The sequence below is a fragment of the Pseudomonas sp. SWRI154 genome (assembly GCF_014268645.1).
GTDB classification, from domain to species: Bacteria; Pseudomonadota; Gammaproteobacteria; order Pseudomonadales; family Pseudomonadaceae; genus Aquipseudomonas; species Aquipseudomonas marvdashtae.
In genome coordinates, this window is the sequence record NZ_JABWQW010000008.1 from 62,678 (window position 1) to 80,084 (window position 17,407).

The following is a 17,407-nucleotide window of genomic DNA, read 5'->3' on the forward strand; positions in this document are numbered from 1 at the left end:
AAAAGTCATTTGCAAAAGTCCGGATATTCCTTAGAATATGCGGCCTTTCGGGCACCTATGCCCGCTGTGCATTTAGATTTGCAGCACCGACTACAGGAACGATGTTCACATGCTAACAATCCGTCTTGCCCTTGGCGGCTCCAAAAAGCGCCCGTTTTACCACCTGACCGTAACCGACAGCCGCAACCCGCGCGACGGTTCCCACAAGGAACAGGTTGGTTTCTTCAACCCTGTTGCCCGTGGTCAGGAAGTTCGTCTGTCCGTGAACCAAGAGCGCGTAGCCTACTGGCTGAGCGTTGGTGCACAGCCTTCTGAGCGCGTTGCTCAGTTGTTGAAGGAATCGGCTAAGGCTGCGGCCTGAGCAATATGAACGCGACGCCAAAAGCTGCTGATGACTTGATCGTTGTCGGCAAGATCTATTCTGTTCATGGCGTTCGCGGCGAAGTGAAGGTGTATTCCTTTACTGATCCGATCAAGAACCTGTTGGAGTACAAAACCTGGACGCTCAAGCGCGAAGGTAGCGTGAAACAGGTGGAGCTGGTCAGCGGACGTGGGAACGACAAGTTCCTGGTCGCAAAGCTCAAGGATCTCGATGATCGCGAAGAAGCGCGTCTTCTGGCCGGTTATGAGATCTGCGTGCCGCGCAACCTGTTCCCTGAACTGACCGACGGCGAGTACTACTGGTACCAGCTGGTGGGTCTGAAGGTCATCGACCACCTCGGGCAATTGCTCGGGAAAATCGATCACCTGCTCGAGACCGGTTCGAACGATGTCATGGTGGTCAAGCCTTGCGTCGGCAGCCTGGATGATCGCGAACGCCTGTTGCCCTATACCGAGCAATGCGTGTTGGCCGTCGACCTTGCCGCAGGCGAGATGAAGGTGGAATGGGATGCGGATTTCTAGACGTGGCTAATTTGCGCGTTGAAGTCATCACATTGTTTCCCGAGATGTTTTCCGCCATCAGCGAGTACGGCATAACCAGCCGCGCGGTGAAACAGGAGCTGTTGCAGCTCACCTGTTGGAATCCGCGGGACTACACCACGGATCGACATCACACTGTGGACGATCGCCCGTTTGGCGGTGGTCCGGGCATGGTGATGAAGATCAAGCCCCTGGAAGATGCGCTGGTTCAGGCCAGGACAGCAGCCGGGGAGGGTGCGAAGGTGATCTACCTGTCGCCCCAAGGCCGCCAACTGACTCAGTCGGCGGTACGCGAGTTGGCGAATTCGGATGCATTGATCCTGATTGCCGGTCGTTATGAAGGCATTGACGAGCGTTTCATTGAAGCTCATGTCGATGAAGAGTGGTCGATTGGCGACTATGTACTGTCTGGCGGCGAGCTGCCGGCAATGGTGCTGATCGATGCGGTTACACGACTGCTGCCTGGAGCTTTAGGGCATGCGGATTCCGCTGAGGAAGATTCCTTTACGGATGGTCTGCTGGATTGCCCGCACTACACCCGACCGGAGGTGTATGCGGATCAGCGTGTTCCCGACGTGTTGCTAAGTGGCAACCACGCGCACATCCGGCGTTGGCGTTTACAGCAGTCCCTTGGTCGGACCTATGAACGACGCGCCGATCTTCTGGAAAGCCGCTCGCTTTCTGGAGAAGAGAAGAAGCTGCTCGAGGAATACATCCGCGAGCGGGACGATAGTTAACAACGTATCGATGGTAAGTCCGATGACTTGCCTTAGGAGCACAGCATGACTAACAAAATCATCCTTGCACTCGAAGCAGAGCAGATGACCAAAGAGATCCCTACCTTTGCCCCAGGCGACACCATTGTCGTCCAGGTGAAAGTGAAGGAAGGCGACCGTTCGCGTCTGCAAGCGTTCGAAGGTGTTGTTATCGCCAAGCGTAACCGCGGCGTAAACAGTGCATTCACCGTTCGTAAAATCTCCAACGGTGTTGGCGTAGAGCGTACTTTCCAGACCTACAGCCCGCAAATCGACAGCATGGCCGTGAAACGTCGTGGTGACGTGCGTAAAGCCAAGCTGTACTACCTGCGTGACCTGTCCGGTAAAGCAGCTCGCATCAAGGAAAAACTGGCTTAAGTCCAGCTTCCGATGCAAAAAAAGCAGCCTGCGGGCTGCTTTTTTGTTGCCTGCGATTTGCTCTTTGAGCACCCTGCCTGTCTTCGTTCTCCGTTTCGATGCCGTTTACACCTGCATCCAGTATGAGTTTTTATGCCTGCCATTGATCATCCATTGATAGACCAGTTTCTCGATGCCCTGTGGCTGGAGAAGGGCTTGTCCGACAACACCCGGCAGGCCTATCGCAGCGACCTGGCACTGTTCAACGGTTGGTTGCAGGAAAAGAACCTGGAATTGGCCAATGCCGGGCGGGAGTTGATCCTCGATCATCTGGCGTGGCGCCTGGAGCAGAACTACAAGCCCCGCTCCACCGCGCGGTTTCTCTCCGGTCTGCGTGGCTTTTATCGCTATCTGCTGCGGGAAAAACTGATCGCGGTGGACCCGACCTTGCGCGTGGAAATGCCCCAGCTCGGCCGTCCGCTGCCCAAGTCCCTGTCGGAAGCCGATGTGGAAGCGCTGCTCGCGGCACCCGACCTCAGCGAAGCCATCGGTCAGCGCGACCGGGCAATGTTGGAAGTCTTGTATGCCTGCGGCCTGCGCGTCACCGAATTGATCAGCCTGACCTTAGAGCAAGTGAATCTGCGCCAGGGCGTGTTGCGGGTAATGGGCAAGGGCAGCAAGGAGCGCCTGGTGCCGATGGGCGAGGAAGCGATTGTCTGGGTCGAGCGCTACATGCGCGATGCCCGTCATGAACTGCTGGGCGGGCGTCCCAGCGATGTGCTGTTTCCCAGCCTGCGCGGCGAGCAAATGACTCGCCAGACGTTCTGGCATCGTATCAAGCACCAGGCCAAGGTGGCCGGGATCAACAAATCCCTCTCTCCCCACACCTTGCGCCATGCCTTCGCCACGCACCTGCTCAATCATGGCGCCGACCTGCGGGTAGTGCAGATGCTGCTCGGTCATAGCGATCTGTCCACTACTCAGATCTACACCCACGTCGCCCGGGCGCGGTTGCAGGATCTGCATGCCAAGCATCATCCGCGCGGCTGAGTGGCGGACCGCCCTCGCCACGGCTATTGGTCCGTTGTGTTTTCTCTTGCGACAGCTGCATTCGGCCCCGCGAACCTTATGTGGTAGGCTTTGCCGGTTTGCACAGTGGGCGGCTGGAACCCGGATCTGCGGGTCGGCGTTTCCCCGTCCCATTTGTCCGCCTCAGGAGTCCCCATGCGTTTGATCCAGTTGTTTACAGCCGCCGCCATTGCGTTGGCCAGCACCTTTGCTTTCGCCGACGACGCGGCTGACCAGGCTATCCGCAAGAGCCTGGCCAACCTTGAGCTTGAAGTGCCGATCGAAGCCATCACCGCCAGCCCCATGTCCGGCCTGTATGAAGTCAAGCTCCAGGGCAGCCGCGTGCTGTATGCCAGCGCCGATGGCCAGTACATCGTCCAGGGCAACCTGTTCGCACTCAAGGGCGGCAAGCCGGTCAATCTCACCGAGATCACCGAACGCCAGGGCGTTTCCAAGCTGATCAACGGCATTCCGGTTGCCGAAACCGTGGTTTATCCGGCGGTCGGCGAAACCAAGTCCCACATTACCGTCTTCACCGATACCACCTGCCCGTATTGCCACAAGCTGCACGCCGAAGTGCCGGAGCTGAACAAGCGCGGCATTGAAGTGCGTTATGTGGCGTTTCCACGCCAGGGCCTGGGGTCGCCAGGTGACGAGCAACTGCAGGCGGTCTGGTGCTCGAAGGATAAAAAAGCGGCCATGGATAAAATGGTCGATGGCAAGGAAATCAAGGCCGCCAAGTGCGAGAACCCGGTTTCCAAGCAATTCGCCCTGGGCCAGTCCATCGGTGTGAACGGTACGCCGGCCATCGTTTTGGCGGACGGTCAGGTGATTCCGGGCTACCAGCCGGCGCCGCAAGTCGCCAAACTGGCTCTTGAGGCGAAATGATCATGGGCCGTGTGCTTCTGAAGATCACGGCTCGGCGAAAACTTTCGCCGGGCCGTTAAACACTGAGTCGCGTTGCTGCGCGGCTGTATTTCACGGCCGACCTTGCGTCGGCCGTTTCATGGGGAGTCAAGAGTGAATCCGGTCAAAGTAGGCATCTGTGGGTTAGGTACCGTCGGTGGCGGCACCTTCAACGTACTTCAGCGCAACGCCGAGGAAATTGCTCGTCGTGCCGGGCGTGGAATCGAAGTGGCACAAATTGCCATGCGCACGCCAAAGCCTCAGTTCCAGACGACCGGTATTGCGATTACCAACGATGTCTTCGAAGTGGCCACGAACCCTGAGATCGACATCGTGATAGAGCTGATGGGCGGCTATACCGTTGCCCGAGAGCTGGTACTCAAGGCCATCGAGAATGGCAAGCATGTGGTCACCGCGAACAAGGCGCTTATCGCCGTTCACGGTAATGAAATTTTCGCCAAGGCGCGTGAGAAAGGCGTGATCGTGGCGTTCGAAGCTGCGGTGGCCGGTGGCATCCCGGTGATCAAGGCGATTCGCGAGGGCCTGTCAGCCAACCGCATCAACTGGGTCGCGGGGATCATCAACGGCACCGGCAACTTCATCCTCACCGAGATGCGCGAAAAAGGGCGCACCTTCGAGGACGTGCTCACCGAGGCCCAGGCCCTGGGTTATGCCGAGGCCGATCCAACCTTCGACGTGGAAGGTATCGACGCGGCGCACAAGCTGACGATCCTGGCGTCTATCGCCTTTGGTATCCCGCTGCAGTTCGACAAGGCCTACACCGAAGGCATCACCAAGCTGACCACTGCCGACGTGAACTATGCCGAAGCCCTGGGCTACCGCATCAAACACCTGGGCGTGGCGCGCAGCACTGCCAACGGCATCGAATTGCGAGTGCACCCGACGCTGATTCCGGCCGACCGCCTGATCGCCAACGTCAACGGTGTGATGAACGCGGTGATGGTCAATGGCGATGCCTCCGGCTCGACGCTGTTCTATGGCGCCGGTGCCGGCATGGAGCCGACCGCGTCTTCAGTGATCGCCGACCTGGTGGACGTGGTTCGCGCCATGACCTCCGATCCGGAAAACCGCGTGCCGCACCTGGCCTTCCAGCCGGACTCGTTGTCGGCGCATCCGATTCTTCCGATCGACGCTTGCGAAAGTGCCTACTACTTGCGCATCCAGGCCAAGGACCATCCGGGCGTGCTGGCTCAGGTGGCGAGCATCCTTTCGGAGCGCGGCATCAACATCGAGTCGATCATGCAAAAGGAGGTCGAAGAACACGACGGCCTGGTGCCAATGATCCTGCTGACCCACCGCGTGGTCGAGCAGCGCATCAACGATGCGATTGCCGCACTGGAAGCCCTGCAGGGCGTGGTTGGCCCGGTGGTCCGTATCCGCGTCGAGCATTTGAATTGAAGCAGCCGTAAGCTCCAAGCTAAAAGCTGCAAGTTAAATCAATACAGCTGCAAGCCATGAGCTGCAAGCCACGAGTTAAAAGCCCGGCTGCTTTTAACTTGTAGCTTGACGCTTGAAGCTCGAAGCCCAAACCGAAGGTTTGCCCCTATGCGCTATATCAGCACCCGCGGCCAGGCACCGGCCCTGAATTTTGAAGATGTCCTGCTGGCCGGCCTGGCCACGGACGGCGGCCTCTACGTGCCGGAAAACCTACCGCGTTTCACTCAGGAAGAAATCGCCTCCTGGGCCGGCCTGCCGTATCACGAACTGGCCTTCCGCGTGATGCGCCCCTTCGTCACTGGCAGCATTCCAGACGCCGATTTCAAGAAGATCCTCGAAGAGACCTACGGGGTTTTTTCCCATAACGCTATCGCCCCGCTTCGCCAGCTCAACGGTAACGAATGGGTGATGGAGCTGTTCCACGGCCCGACCCTGGCCTTCAAGGATTTTGCCCTGCAATTGCTCGGTCGTTTACTCGATTACGTGCTGCAAAAGCGTGGCGAGCGCGTGGTCATTGTCGGTGCGACCTCCGGCGACACCGGTTCGGCCGCCATCGAGGGCTGCAAGCATTGCGAGAACGTCGATATCTTCATCCTGCACCCGCACAACCGCGTCTCGGAAGTGCAGCGTCGGCAGATGACGACGATCTTCGGCGAGAACATCCACAACATCGCTATCGAAGGCAACTTCGATGACTGCCAGGAAATGGTCAAGGCCAGCTTCGCCGACCAGAGCTTCCTCAAGGGCACCCGGCTGGTGGCGGTGAACTCGATCAACTGGGCGCGGATCATGGCCCAGATCGTCTACTACTTCCACGCGGCCCTGCAGCTGGGCGGCCCGGCCCGTTCCGTGTCGTTCTCGGTGCCTACTGGCAACTTCGGCGATATCTTCGCCGGGTACCTGGCGCGCAACATGGGCCTGCCGATCAACCAGTTGATCGTCGCCACCAACCGCAACGACATCCTGCACCGCTTCATGAGCGGCAACCAGTACGTCAAGGAAACCCTGCACGCCACGCTTTCGCCTTCGATGGACATCATGGTGTCGTCGAACTTCGAGCGCTTGCTGTTCGACCTGCACGGTCGCAATGGCGCAGCGATTGCCGGCTTGATGGACAGCTTCCGCCTGGGCGGTGGTTTCAGCGTCGAGGCCGAACGCTGGACCGAAGCCCGCAAGTTGTTCGACTCCCTGGCGGTGGACGATGCGCAGACCTGCGAAACCATCGCCGAAGTGTTCGAACAGAGCGGCGAATTGCTCGATCCGCACACGGCGATCGGCGTAAGGGCCGCCCGTGAATGCCGTCGCAGCCTGGATATCCCCATGGTTGTCCTTGGCACCGCTCACCCGGTCAAGTTTCCCGAAGCAGTGGAGAAAGCTGGCGTAGGAAAAGCGCTTGAACTGCCTGCACATCTTTCTGATTTGTTTGAGCGAAATGAGCGTTGCACCGTATTGCCCAATGACTTGAAAGCCGTGCAGGCCTTTGTCAGTCAGCATGGTAACCGCGGCAAGCCTCTCTGACGTCCGCAAGCTGTCACATTTTGAAGCCCGTCTCCTGACGGGCTTTCTTGTTTCTGCATGCCAAACTGGCCGGGTTTTCGCCTTGGAGGGAGGGGCGAATCATCTCGAAGGAAATGCAGATGTTGTTCTTTATCCGATGCAAACCAGCACTGAGCTGGATGATGGTTCTGACGCTGGCGTATTGGGCGCAGTGTGCAAGCGCCCAATTGGCGGCTTCCGGGCAATCAACGTTCGAGTCAGGAGGGCGGCTGGCGCTCGACGCCGATGAACTGAAATGGATCAGGGATAATCCACGTGTCGTCGTTGCCTCGATGCAGTTCCCGCTGTATCTGTTCAAGGATGAGCGTGGACAGTGGAATGGACTCACCGACGACATTCTCCGGCGCATCCAGGACATGACCGGGTTGGAGTTCGTCCATCGGGAATCGTTCTCCCCCGATCAATTGATGACGATATTGCAAAATGGCGAGGCGGACTTGACGACGACCCTGGTGATGAACGACGAGCGCAGGGAGTTCCTGACTTTCAGTCATGCATTTGGAGGGTCCGGTTGGATATTTGTCAGTCGTTTTGGAGAGCCGTTACTCCATTCGCTGAGCCAGCTCAACGGCAGAATTCTGGTACTGCCGGCACGGCATGCATTAGAAACGGAAATCAGGCGCGATTATCCGGCTATCGAGTTGCGAACAGTCAAGACCTATGGCGAGGCACGAGCCTTGGTCGAAAGCCGGGAAGCCTATGCCACCATCGAAAATGAAACCGGTGCGCACTTTTATCCCGCAGGGCACTTGCAAGTAGGCGGCAGTCTGGAAAACCGGTGGGAGCCGGATTATCTGGCTGTTCGTCAGCAACTGCGGCCATTGCTGGGGATTTTGAACAAGGCCTTGGAAGCTTTTCCGGCAGAAGACATGCGCGCGCTGCGCGCCAAGTGGCTGACGAGGTCGGTTGCCCCGCAAGCGCCTTCATCCTCGCTGCGCATCGCCCAGTGGGACTATTGGTGCGTGGTCGTGGCCGGGGTGTTCGGCCTGTTCTCGTTGCTATGGAACCGCCGCTTGCAAGCCCAGATCGACCAGCGCCTGAAGGCCGAGGCTGTCCTCAAAGACCAGTTGGCGTTCCAGCGAACGTTAATGAACGCCATTCCCGATCCGATCTTCATCCGTGATCTTGAGGGGCGCCTGATCATGTGCAATAAAAGTTATGAAGACCAGCTTGCGACTCGCTTCGAAACACTGCGCGGCACACGCCTGACGGACTCCGCGGCGTTTCCGCTGGCGACTGCCGAGCTGTTGCACGGGGAATTGATGGAGCAACTGCTAACCCGTCAGCCGAGATTCGTAGATCGTCAGCTGATGTTCAGCAATGGACTGAGGGATATCTACCACTGGTCGGTGCCGTTTTATGGCAGTGATGGCCAGTTACGCGGTCTGCTGGGAGGGTGGGTTGATGTCCGACCTCGAAGAGGCCGTTCCAACCGGTTCCTGGCTTGATTAACCGAAGACCCATGGTTGTTGTTTGTCTGTCACATTGGGCGCGCATTCTCGGTTGAACAGGGCGCAGGCGTGTCGGTTCGTTGCGCTGGCGAACTTTCTGCCGCAGCCCACGGTCACTTACTGTGCAGTTGTTTTTTTCGGATTATTGAAGGGTGATCGAATGGAAAGTATCAGCCTCTTGCTGAATGAAGCCTTGAGTCCGTATCAGGTCACGCTCACTCCCTCCGGCCCCCGTGAATGCCTGGTGACGTTGAGAAACCCGGCGGGCGCTATCATGGTCGAGCACGCGTTCAATCAGGCCCAGCTGGCCGACAAGCGCCAATTGACCGATGTGGTCGACGGCCTGCATCGCGATGTGCTGATTGCCGAGGGGCGCCTGGAGCCTTGTGTGATTGCGGCGTTGCGTAATGTGGCCCAGGACAAGGTCATGGCTGTTGCGAATTGATCTCTGAGGGAACCTTCCTACGTCCCGGTGAGTCAGACCTTTTACCAACAAGAGCAAGCATTGTGCTCCGGTGCTTGTCGCTTGTTGCACGGACCTTTAAGGGTCACGTTTAACCCCGAGTTGTCTCCCCACTTCTCGGGGTTTCTTTTTGCCCGGCGTTTATGGGCAGAGCGCATGCGTGCGCAAGCTCAGATGGCTCCCTCGGTACGCAATCGGGCGATGTGTTGTGCATCGTAGCCAAGCTCGTCGAGCACCTCTGCGGTATGTTCCCCGAGCGCCGGCCCGACCCACTCGGATGTGCCTGGTGTGTCGGAAAGTTTCGGTACGATGCCAGGCATCTTGAATGCCTTGCCGTCGGGCAGCTTGGCCTGCAAGAACATTTCACGGGCGAGGAATTGCGGGTCGCTGAACATGTCTTCGGCGCTGAAAATCCGGCTGGCCGGTACACCCGCCTGGTTCAGTTGTTCGATGACGGCATCCAGTGGCAACGAGTTGACCCAGCGATCGATGACTCCATAGAGCTCGTCGCGGCGACTGTCACGTCCGTCGTTGCTGGCCAACTGCGGGTCGTTGGCGAGGTCGTCGCGTCCAATGATTTGCATGAAGCGCTTGAAGATCGCGTCACCGTTTGCGCCGATTTGCACATGCTTGCCGTCGGCGCTGGTGTGGATGGACGAAGGTGTGATGCCGGGCATGATATTGCCGGTGCGTTCGCGGATGAACCCGAACACATCGAATTCCGGCACCATGCTTTCCATCATGGCGAATATCGCTTCGTATAACGCCACATCCACCACTTGTCCGGTTCCGCCATTGACCTCCCGATGACGCAAGGCCATCAGCGCGCCAATCACTCCCCACAGCGCGGCAATCGAGTCGCCGATGGAAATCCCGGTGCGCACCGGCGGGCGGTCCTCGAAACCGGTGATGTAGCGCAGGCCCCCCATCGACTCGCCGACGGCGCCAAAGCCGGGTTGGTCCTTCATCGGGCCGGTCTGGCCGAAGCCTGAGAGCCGTACCATGACCAATTTCGGGTTCAGCGCATGCAGTACGTCCCAGCCCAGGCCTAGCTTCTCCAGCACCCCGGGACGGAAATTCTCGATCAGTATGTCCGCTTCACCGATCAGTTTTTTAAGGACAGCCAAACCCTCCGGGTGCTTGAGATTCAGGGTCAGCGACTTTTTGTTGCGGGCCTGGACGAACCACCACAGGGACGTACCTTCATACAATTTGCGCCACTTGCGCAGCGGATCGCCGCCGTCGGGCGATTCGACCTTGATCACCTCGGCACCGAATTCACCGCAGATTCGCGAGGCAAAGGGGCCGGCGATCAAGGTGCCGAGTTCGATGACCTTGACGCCGGCAAGAGGTTTGGCAGTAAGCGACATGACGAATCCTGTAGGACAAAGGCAGAACGAATAGAGGGTTTTATCATAGGCGAAGGTCAGTCGCCGCAGGTTGGTGGTCGGCAATTCGTGGATTGCCCGTCTCATCGGTTAGACTTGCCGCCTTTCCTCGTATCAAGAAGCCCGTTCATGGCCCAGCCGTCCACGACCTATAAGTTTGAACTGAACCTCACTGACCTCGACCGCAGTGTGTACGAAACTGTGAAGCAGACCATCGCCCGCCACCCTTCGGAAACCGAAGAGCGTATGACCGTGCGCCTGTTGGCCTATGCGTTCTGGTACAACGAGCTGCTGGCGTTTGGTCGTGGTCTGTCGGACGTCGATGAACCTGCACTGTGGGAAAAAAGTCTGGATGACCGTGTCTTGCACTGGATCGAAGTCGGCCAGCCGGATGCCGATCGCCTGACCTGGTGTTCGCGTCGTACCGAGCGTACCAGCCTGCTGGCCTACGGCAGCCTGCGGGTCTGGGAAGGCAAGGTGATCCCGGCGGTGAAAAACCTGAAGAACGTGAACATCGCCGCCGTCCCCCAGGAGGTTCTTGAAACCCTGGCCAAGGACATGCCCCGCGTCATCAAGTGGGACGTGATGATCAGTGAAGGGACAATTTTCGTGACCGACGACCGTGGCCAGCATGAAGTCCAGCTGCAGTGGCTGTCGGGCGAACGCGGTTGAGCCATTGACGCGGTAGTGAGTGAATTTCATTGTCGCGAGGGGGCTTGCTCCCTCGCCGCAATCCAAGATCCCGAAAATAGAGAAATGTCCGTCACCCCATGCGCATAGAACCCCGCCAACTGCCCGACACCCTGCCATTTCTTGGCGACCTGCCGCCCTTGTTGACCCGTCTGTACGCCGCCCGTGGCGTGCAATCCGAGGCTGAGCTGGACAAGAGCCTGGCGCGCCTGATTCCTTTTCAGCAGCTCAAGGGGATCGATGCCGCGGTGGATCTGCTGGTGGTAGCGCTCGAGCAACGCCAGCGCATCCTGATTGTTGGGGACTTCGACGCCGATGGCGCGACGGCCAGCACGGTGGGCATGCTCGGGCTGCGCCTGCTCGGTGCGGCCCATGTCGATTATCTCGTGCCCAATCGCTTCGAGTATGGCTATGGATTGACGCCGGAAATCGTCGAAGTCGCCCTGACACGCGAGCCGCAGTTGTTGATCACCGTGGACAACGGCATCTCCAGCGTTGAAGGCGTGGCGGCGGCGAAAGCGGCGGGCCTGAAGGTGCTGGTGACCGACCACCACTTGCCGGGTCTCGAATTGCCGGCGGCCGATGCCATCGTCAACCCGAACCAACCCGGTTGCCAATTCCCGAGCAAGGCATTGGCGGGCGTCGGGGTGATTTTTTATGTATTGATGGCTCTGCGGGCTCGCCTGCGCAGCCTGGGCTGGTACGCCAGCACACCTCAGCCGAACATTGGCGAGCTGTTGGATCTGGTGGCGTTGGGGAGCGTCGCCGACGTGGTGCCCCTGGACGCCAACAACCGGATCCTGGTGCATCAGGGCCTCGAACGTATTCGCGCCGGGCGCGCCCGCCCGGGGATCAAGGCCATCCTGGAAGTGGCCAAGCGCGACTCTTCGCGAATTACTTCCACGGACCTGGGTTTCATTCTCGGTCCGCGGTTGAACGCGGCGGGGCGACTCGATGACATGAGCCTGGGTATCGAATGCCTGCTCACCGACGACCCGGCGCTGGCGCGGGACATGGCGGCGCAACTGGATGGCATGAACCAGGACCGCAAGTCCATCGAACAGGGCATGCAGCGCGAAGCGTTGGCCCAGCTCAAGGACCTGCCGGTGGAATCGATGCCGTTCGGCTTGTGCCTGTTCGACCCCCAATGGCACCAAGGCGTCATTGGTATCCTCGCGTCGCGTATGAAAGAGCGTTATTTCCGTCCGACCATTGCCTTCGCCGATGCCGGGGATGGCCTGCTCAAGGGCTCGGGTCGCTCGGTGCCGGGCTTTCACATTCGCGATGCGCTGAGCGTCGTCGCGGCGCAGCATCCGACGCTGATCAGCAAGTATGGCGGTCATGCCATGGCGGCGGGACTGACACTGCCCGAGGCGAACTTTCCCTTGTTCGCCGAGGCTTTTGACGCTGAAGTACGTAGGCAACTGCGCGAAGAAGACTTGACCGGAAGGCTCCTGTCGGACGGCACCCTCGCGGTGGAAGAGTTCCACCTGGAACTGGCCCGGGCACTGCGCCACGCCGGCCCCTGGGGCCAGCATTTTCCGGAGCCGATGTTTCATGGCGTGTTCCAGTTGGTCGAACAACGGGTGGTGGGCGAACGGCACCTGAAGGTCATCCTCAAGAGCGAATGTGGCTCGGTGAAGCTCGACGGTATCGCCTTCGGCATCGACCGCGAGATCTGGCCCAACCCCACCGTGCGCTGGGTGGAACTGGCCTACAAGCTTGATCTCAACGAATTCCGTGGCCAGGAAACGGTGCAATTGATGATTGCCCATATCGAGCCGCGGTAGCGATGCATCTATTCTCAACGCAAAACCTGTGGCGAGGGAGCTTGCTCCCGCTGGGCCGGTCCGACGCTTCGGGCGCAGCAGCCCCAAATTTGGCCTGACGCATCGTCTCGGCGAAACCGCATTGGCCGGTTTTGCGACTGCTGCGCAGCCGAGCGGGAGCAAGCTCCCTCGCCTCGGGGTTCAGGCAGGTCTTGAGTACCGGTTTTTAATCCGGAACCCTCCTTCATCCCCGGTTGTCGACTAGTCTCTAAGCACTGCTTGATAGCCCTTGTGACGTCTTGTCGAATTTTTTTGCCCGCGGGGGCGGGTGTTGCATCCTTTGTCACTCGTCGACTTTTCAAACAGAACCCTGGAGCCTGCCCACTGATTCGAGAGGTGCCCCATGAGTCTGCTGCTGGAACCCTATACCCTTCGCCAATTGACCTTGCCCAATCGCATCGCGGTATCGCCGATGTGCCAGTATTCGAGCGCCGATGGCTTGGCCAATGACTGGCATCTGGTGCACCTCGGCAGCCGCGCCGTGGGTGGCGCCGGCCTGGTGTTCACCGAAGCTACCGCCGTCACCGCCGACGGCCGTATCACCGCCCAGGACCTGGGGTTGTGGAACGACGGACAGATCGAACCCTTGCAACGCATCACTCGTTTCATCACCGCCCAAGGCGCGGTGCCGGGCATTCAACTGGCCCACGCCGGCCGCAAGGCCAGTACTTGGCGACCTTGGTTGGGCAAGCATGGCAGCGTCAAGCCCGAGGAGGGTGGCTGGGTTCCGGTTGGCCCATCGCCTATTGCCTTCGATCCGCAGCACACCCCACCGACCCAGCTGGATGAAGGGCAGATCGCCGATGTCATCCAGGCGTTCGTGGCGGCGGCCAAACGCGCCCTGACGGCTGGCTTCAAGGTCGTCGAGGTCCACGCCGCCCATGGTTATTTGCTGCATCAGTTCCTGTCGCCCTTGAGCAACCAGCGCCGAGATCAATATGGCGGATCTTTTGAGAATCGCATCCGGCTGGTGCTGCAAGTCACCGAAGCGGTGCGGGCCGTATGGCCTGAAGAACTTCCGGTGTTCGTCCGCGTCTCCGCCACCGATTGGGTGGAAGACGGTTGGAACCCGGATGAAACCGTCGAACTGGCGCGGCGTTTCAGAATATTGGGGGTGGACCTGATCGATGTGTCGTCGGGCGGTACCGCGGCGAACGCGGAAATCCCCACCGGCCCTGGCTACCAGACGCGCTTCGCCGAGCGGGTGCGCAAGGAATCGGAAATCGCTACCGGTACCGTGGGCATGATTACCGAACCGGCCCAGGCCGAACACATCCTGCGCACCTGCCAGGCCGATATCATCTTCCTGGCCCGCGAATTGTTGCGCGATCCCTATTGGGCGCTGCATGCCGATGACGACCTGGGTGGACGCAAGGCCACCTGGCCGGCGCAGTACCAGCGAGCGACGCATCGGGACCAGCCGATCCATGAGTCGGATTTGCGCGACTGAGTGCTCGATAAGACAAAAGCCCCGGTTGGTCTGGCCGGGGCTTTTGTTTATCTGGGGTGTAGTGCGTGCTTAAGGGTATTTACGTTTATCCGGGGCTGGCGGGAAGTACTGGTACAACCAGGTTTCGCTCAGGGTGCGGTCTTTGGTGCGGATAAACAGGCGCATTTCTACAGGATCCACGCGGTCGTCGGTCGGGTACCAGTCGAAGGTGATGCGGTAGCCCTTGATCGCATCCAGCACCAACACGTTGAAGTCCTTCACTTCGCCATGGGAGCAGGTCACCACCGGTTCGATGCCAGTGCCCGGAGGCAATTGATCGATGCCGCCGCCGGTGAAGTCCACGGCGAAACGTCGTGCCCAGACGGTTGGGTAATGCTCGCCGGGCGCCCAGCCTTCGATGAAGCCGCCCATGCCAGAACGCGTAGCGTCCACTCGCGCCAGGTCAGTGCTCACCGGTGGCAGCGCGCTCCAGTAGAGCTTGTAGCCATAGTTCAGCGAATCGCCGGCAGCGACCGGTTTCTTCGGCGTCCAGAAGGCCACGATGTTGTCGAGGGTTTCGCCGGTGGTAGGAATTTCCAGCAGATCGATAGAACCTTCACCCCAGGCCGTGGTGGGCTCGACCCACAGGCTTGGGCGTTTGCTGTACCAGTCCACGGTGTCCTGGTAGCTGTCGAAGTCATGATCGGTCTGCACCAGGCCAAAGCCTTTCGGGTTCTTGTCGGCGAAGGCGTTGAATTGCAGGGTGGCGGGGTTGTTAAGCGGACGGCAGACCCATTCGCCGTTGCCGCGCCACATGGCCAACCGGTCGGAGTCGTGGATCTGTGGGTGAATGGTGTCGCACATGCGCCGCTCGACCGTGCCGCAGCTGAACATGCTGGTCATCGGCGCGATGCCCAGTTGCTCGATGGCGGTACGGGCGTTGACGTGGGCGTCGATTTCCATGACGACCCGGGTCGGCTGGCAATCGATATCAAACCGATAGGCACCTGTGGCGCTGGGCGAGTCGAGCAGGGCGTAGACCACAAAACGCGTGCTGTTCTTGTCCGGGGTTTCGAACCAGAATTTGGTGAAGTCCGGGAATTCCTCGCGTTTCTTTGCGTAGGTGTCGATGGCCAGGCCGCGGGCCGACAACCCGTACTGTCCGCTCTCATCCACGGCGCGGAAATAGCTGGCGCCCAGGAATGAGACGATATCGTGCCGATCCAGCTCTGGAGCCTTGAATGCCCGGAACCCGGCGAAGCCCAAGTCACCGGTCAGTTGCGAGGTGTTGACCGTGGTCTTTTCGTAATTGAACAGCTCCGGGCGGAAATGCACCTCGCGGGCCATGCGGGTCTTCGGGTCGACGCTGTACATGCGCACCGGTTGCTTGAAGCCCATGCCGACATGGAAGAACTGCACGTCCAGTTGACCGTCCAGCGCATTCCACAACGAATGGTTGGCGTCGTACCGGATGGCATTGAATTGTAGGGGCGACATCTGGGCCAAGGTTGGCGGCAAGACTTGCTTGGTGTCGACGTAGCGGCTCGTGGCCAATTTCCGGGCCTGGTCTTTAAGCCCGTTGAAATCGAAGGGCCGGGCTTCGCCGTCGGCCGCCTGATCGGCCGCCCAGGCTCGTGCAGCCATGAGTCCAGAGGCTGAAAGCCCGGTGTAGGCGGCGAAGGCCATGGAGGCCTTTAGCAGATTCCTGCGGTGCATAAATACAACCTTTTCTCGAAACAATCCCGAGCCGATCCTGGCCGCGGCAATTGATAAGGGAGTTCGGACATGCCTTTGGCCAAACGCGACGAACGTAAGAACAGATGCCTGAGAGCTGGATCGGTTCACCGAGGCGCAAAATCATAGGGGAATTGCTGGGCGGGAGAGAAAGGAAAAGCGTGGTTTGGTCAAACTTTCTTACAGATATTTCTTTTTTTCGGAGGGTTTTTGGATCTTTTTGACTAATTACTCTAAAACTCCCTTCTCACGCTTCGAATCCTCCCTATTCTTAGCGTGGATAGACCGCGTCAACCCCTGATCACGGGGCGCTATCAGGCCAATTCGAGTAAAGAAGGACAACACTTATGACGAAAATACAGGGCATTACCGAAATGCTGGGAATCTTTCCGGGCCTGACCAATGGGCGCAGGACACGACGACTCAGCCTGGAAGAACTGAGGCTGGTCGAACGCTATCGGGAGCTGTCGGAAAACGACCGGATCGCCATGCGTTACCTGGTGGATGCGATGCGCAGTGTTTCGCGGTTTTGAACGGTGACTGCAACTGCGTACAAACGGCTTTCGGTTTTCCTACTCACGGGTGGGATTTTTCAAGCGAGGCCATGCACATCGGCCTACCGTCAGCGGCGGTTGCACGCCTGAGCGCGAAGTATTACTTTTCTATGCAAAGTAATACTTCGAGGAAAATACAATGCCGACGACTATGACCAGTAAAGGACAAGTCACCATCCCCAAGCCCATCCGCGACGCACTCCACTTGATTCCTGGTTGTGCAGTTGAGTTCAGCATCAATGCGCGAGGCGAAGTGGTGCTGCATGCAAGTAAGCCTGGGACAGCCGAGGCGTCCGCCAGCGATCGTTTTGACGCTGTCCGTGGCAAGGCGGATATCAAATGGCGTACAGATGATCTCATGGCGTTATTGCGTGGTGACGACTGATGATATTGGTCGATACCAATGTCTTGATTGATGTGCTGGAAGATGATCCGGTTTGGGCAGACTGGTCTATACAGCAGATGCGTGCTCAATCCAAAATTCATGATCTGGTCATCAATCCAGTTATTTATGCCGAACTGTCCCAGACATTTTCCACCTTCGAAGCGTTGGATGAGATTGTCGAGGAGCTGGGTCTGCTAATGCAGGAGGTACCTCGACCGGCGTTGTTTCTGGCAGGCAAGGCTTTCGTACGTTATCGAAAGGTGGGCGGTGGGAAAAATAATGTACTAGCAGATTTCTTTATTGGCGCCCATGCGGCGGTGAAGCGCCTTCCTTTGCTCACCCGTGATGCGAAGCGTTACCGAAGTTATTTTCCTTCGGTCGAGTTGGTAGTGCCATCCTGAGATACGCTTCACCACGACCAGTACGACCCGTTGGTCGTGGTGTACCTTCAATTGGCGTCGA

The 17,407-nt window shown here is 58.8% G+C and carries 18 protein-coding genes; 16 read left to right on the forward strand and 2 right to left on the reverse strand.

Annotation, left to right across the window (positions count from 1 at the left end; genetic code table 11):
* The first annotated feature begins 109 nt into the window (after positions 1-109).
* The 10 genes from rpsP to HU806_RS09485 all read left to right on the forward strand — a co-directional run bounded on the left by rpsP (position 110) and on the right by HU806_RS09485 (position 8,918).
* Positions 110-361, forward strand: a complete 252-nt coding sequence (gene rpsP / locus HU806_RS09440) for a 30S ribosomal protein S16 (protein WP_003198088.1) — start codon at positions 110-112, stop codon at positions 359-361.
* Between the two features lie 5 nt (positions 362-366).
* Entirely contained in the window at positions 367-903 is a 537-nt protein-coding gene (gene rimM, locus HU806_RS09445; protein WP_186611124.1) for a ribosome maturation factor RimM, read from the forward strand.
* A complete protein-coding gene (trmD, locus tag HU806_RS09450) occupies positions 885-1,658 on the forward strand; it encodes a tRNA (guanosine(37)-N1)-methyltransferase TrmD (RefSeq protein ID WP_186611125.1) in 774 nt (257 codons plus the stop codon). The genes rimM and trmD overlap by 19 nt, the downstream gene beginning before the upstream one ends.
* Positions 1,659-1,703: 45 nt before the next feature.
* Positions 1,704-2,054, forward strand: coding sequence for a 50S ribosomal protein L19 (gene rplS / locus HU806_RS09455; RefSeq protein ID WP_003175895.1), 351 nt, complete (start codon positions 1,704-1,706; stop codon positions 2,052-2,054).
* A gap of 132 nt (positions 2,055-2,186) precedes the next feature.
* A complete protein-coding gene (xerD, locus tag HU806_RS09460) occupies positions 2,187-3,083 on the forward strand; it encodes a site-specific tyrosine recombinase XerD (RefSeq protein ID WP_186611126.1) in 897 nt (298 codons plus the stop codon).
* A 174-nt stretch (positions 3,084-3,257) separates the two neighbouring features.
* Positions 3,258-3,989, forward strand: a complete 732-nt coding sequence (gene dsbC, locus HU806_RS09465) for a bifunctional protein-disulfide isomerase/oxidoreductase DsbC (protein WP_186611127.1) — start codon at positions 3,258-3,260, stop codon at positions 3,987-3,989.
* A gap of 132 nt (positions 3,990-4,121) precedes the next feature.
* The gene (locus tag HU806_RS09470; protein ID WP_186611128.1) at positions 4,122-5,426 is read left to right on the forward strand and encodes a homoserine dehydrogenase; all 1,305 of its coding nucleotides are present in this window, start codon (positions 4,122-4,124) and stop codon (positions 5,424-5,426) included.
* Positions 5,427-5,573: 147 nt separating this feature from the next.
* Positions 5,574-6,983, forward strand: a complete 1,410-nt coding sequence (gene thrC, locus HU806_RS09475; protein WP_186611129.1) for a threonine synthase — start codon at positions 5,574-5,576, stop codon at positions 6,981-6,983.
* A 119-nt stretch (positions 6,984-7,102) separates the two neighbouring features.
* Positions 7,103-8,470, forward strand: coding sequence for a transporter substrate-binding domain-containing protein (locus tag HU806_RS09480; protein WP_186611260.1), 1,368 nt, complete (start codon positions 7,103-7,105; stop codon positions 8,468-8,470).
* A gap of 163 nt (positions 8,471-8,633) precedes the next feature.
* A complete protein-coding gene (locus HU806_RS09485) occupies positions 8,634-8,918 on the forward strand; it encodes a DUF3509 domain-containing protein (RefSeq protein ID WP_186611130.1) in 285 nt (94 codons plus the stop codon).
* Between the two features lie 188 nt (positions 8,919-9,106).
* On the opposite strand, the gene HU806_RS09490 is transcribed toward HU806_RS09485, so the two are convergent.
* The gene (locus tag HU806_RS09490; RefSeq protein ID WP_186611131.1) at positions 9,107-10,306 is read right to left on the reverse strand and encodes a CaiB/BaiF CoA transferase family protein; all 1,200 of its coding nucleotides are present in this window, start codon (positions 10,304-10,306) and stop codon (positions 9,107-9,109) included.
* Between the two features lie 147 nt (positions 10,307-10,453).
* Between HU806_RS09490 and HU806_RS09495 the strand changes: the two genes are divergently transcribed.
* The 3 genes from HU806_RS09495 to HU806_RS09505 all read left to right on the forward strand — a co-directional run bounded on the left by HU806_RS09495 (position 10,454) and on the right by HU806_RS09505 (position 14,293).
* Entirely contained in the window at positions 10,454-10,996 is a 543-nt protein-coding gene (locus HU806_RS09495; protein WP_186611132.1) for a YaeQ family protein, read from the forward strand.
* 98 nt (positions 10,997-11,094) lie between these two features.
* Positions 11,095-12,804, forward strand: a complete 1,710-nt coding sequence (gene recJ, locus HU806_RS09500) for a single-stranded-DNA-specific exonuclease RecJ (protein WP_186611133.1) — start codon at positions 11,095-11,097, stop codon at positions 12,802-12,804.
* A gap of 382 nt (positions 12,805-13,186) precedes the next feature.
* A complete protein-coding gene (locus HU806_RS09505; RefSeq protein WP_186611134.1) occupies positions 13,187-14,293 on the forward strand; it encodes an NADH:flavin oxidoreductase/NADH oxidase in 1,107 nt (368 codons plus the stop codon).
* Between the two features lie 69 nt (positions 14,294-14,362).
* Here HU806_RS09505 and HU806_RS09510 read toward each other — a convergent pair whose 3' ends face one another.
* A complete protein-coding gene (locus tag HU806_RS09510) occupies positions 14,363-15,988 on the reverse strand; it encodes a glucan biosynthesis protein D (RefSeq protein ID WP_186611135.1) in 1,626 nt (541 codons plus the stop codon).
* Between the two features lie 365 nt (positions 15,989-16,353).
* On the opposite strand from HU806_RS09510, the gene HU806_RS09515 reads away from it, so the two are divergent.
* The 3 genes from HU806_RS09515 (at position 16,354) to HU806_RS09525 (ending at position 17,346) form a co-directional block, all read left to right on the forward strand.
* A complete protein-coding gene (locus HU806_RS09515) occupies positions 16,354-16,539 on the forward strand; it encodes a hypothetical protein (RefSeq protein WP_109753657.1) in 186 nt (61 codons plus the stop codon).
* Positions 16,540-16,699: 160 nt separating this feature from the next.
* Complete coding sequence (locus HU806_RS09520) at positions 16,700-16,945, forward strand: AbrB/MazE/SpoVT family DNA-binding domain-containing protein (protein ID WP_186611136.1); 246 nt, start codon at positions 16,700-16,702, stop codon at positions 16,943-16,945.
* Entirely contained in the window at positions 16,945-17,346 is a 402-nt protein-coding gene (locus tag HU806_RS09525; protein ID WP_186611137.1) for a type II toxin-antitoxin system VapC family toxin, read from the forward strand. Before HU806_RS09520 ends, HU806_RS09525 begins: the two co-directional genes overlap by 1 nt.
* The last annotated feature ends 61 nt before the right edge of the window (positions 17,347-17,407 follow it).

Excerpts from the sequence above, each read along its gene's own strand:
- HU806_RS09515 (WP_109753657.1), top strand. The coding sequence starts at position 16,354 with ATGACGAAAATACAGGGCATTACCGAAATGCTGGGAATCTTTCCGGGC.
- rimM (WP_186611124.1), top strand. The coding sequence starts at position 367 with ATGAACGCGACGCCAAAAGCTGCTGATGACTTGATCGTTGTCGGCAAG.
- HU806_RS09480 (WP_186611260.1), top strand. The coding sequence starts at position 7,103 with ATGTTGTTCTTTATCCGATGCAAACCAGCACTGAGCTGGATGATGGTT.
- HU806_RS09490 (WP_186611131.1), bottom strand. The coding sequence starts at position 10,306 with ATGTCGCTTACTGCCAAACCTCTTGCCGGCGTCAAGGTCATCGAACTC.
- trmD (WP_186611125.1), top strand. The coding sequence starts at position 885 with ATGGGATGCGGATTTCTAGACGTGGCTAATTTGCGCGTTGAAGTCATC.
- HU806_RS09495 (WP_186611132.1), top strand. The coding sequence starts at position 10,454 with ATGGCCCAGCCGTCCACGACCTATAAGTTTGAACTGAACCTCACTGAC.
- HU806_RS09525 (WP_186611137.1), top strand. The coding sequence starts at position 16,945 with ATGATATTGGTCGATACCAATGTCTTGATTGATGTGCTGGAAGATGAT.
- HU806_RS09520 (WP_186611136.1), top strand. The coding sequence starts at position 16,700 with ATGCCGACGACTATGACCAGTAAAGGACAAGTCACCATCCCCAAGCCC.
- recJ (WP_186611133.1), top strand. The coding sequence starts at position 11,095 with ATGCGCATAGAACCCCGCCAACTGCCCGACACCCTGCCATTTCTTGGC.
- thrC (WP_186611129.1), top strand. The coding sequence starts at position 5,574 with ATGCGCTATATCAGCACCCGCGGCCAGGCACCGGCCCTGAATTTTGAA.
- rplS (WP_003175895.1), top strand. The coding sequence starts at position 1,704 with ATGACTAACAAAATCATCCTTGCACTCGAAGCAGAGCAGATGACCAAA.
- HU806_RS09510 (WP_186611135.1), bottom strand. The coding sequence starts at position 15,988 with ATGCACCGCAGGAATCTGCTAAAGGCCTCCATGGCCTTCGCCGCCTAC.
- HU806_RS09505 (WP_186611134.1), top strand. The coding sequence starts at position 13,187 with ATGAGTCTGCTGCTGGAACCCTATACCCTTCGCCAATTGACCTTGCCC.
- rpsP (WP_003198088.1), top strand. The coding sequence starts at position 110 with ATGCTAACAATCCGTCTTGCCCTTGGCGGCTCCAAAAAGCGCCCGTTT.
- xerD (WP_186611126.1), top strand. The coding sequence starts at position 2,187 with ATGCCTGCCATTGATCATCCATTGATAGACCAGTTTCTCGATGCCCTG.
- HU806_RS09485 (WP_186611130.1), top strand. The coding sequence starts at position 8,634 with ATGGAAAGTATCAGCCTCTTGCTGAATGAAGCCTTGAGTCCGTATCAG.
- dsbC (WP_186611127.1), top strand. The coding sequence starts at position 3,258 with ATGCGTTTGATCCAGTTGTTTACAGCCGCCGCCATTGCGTTGGCCAGC.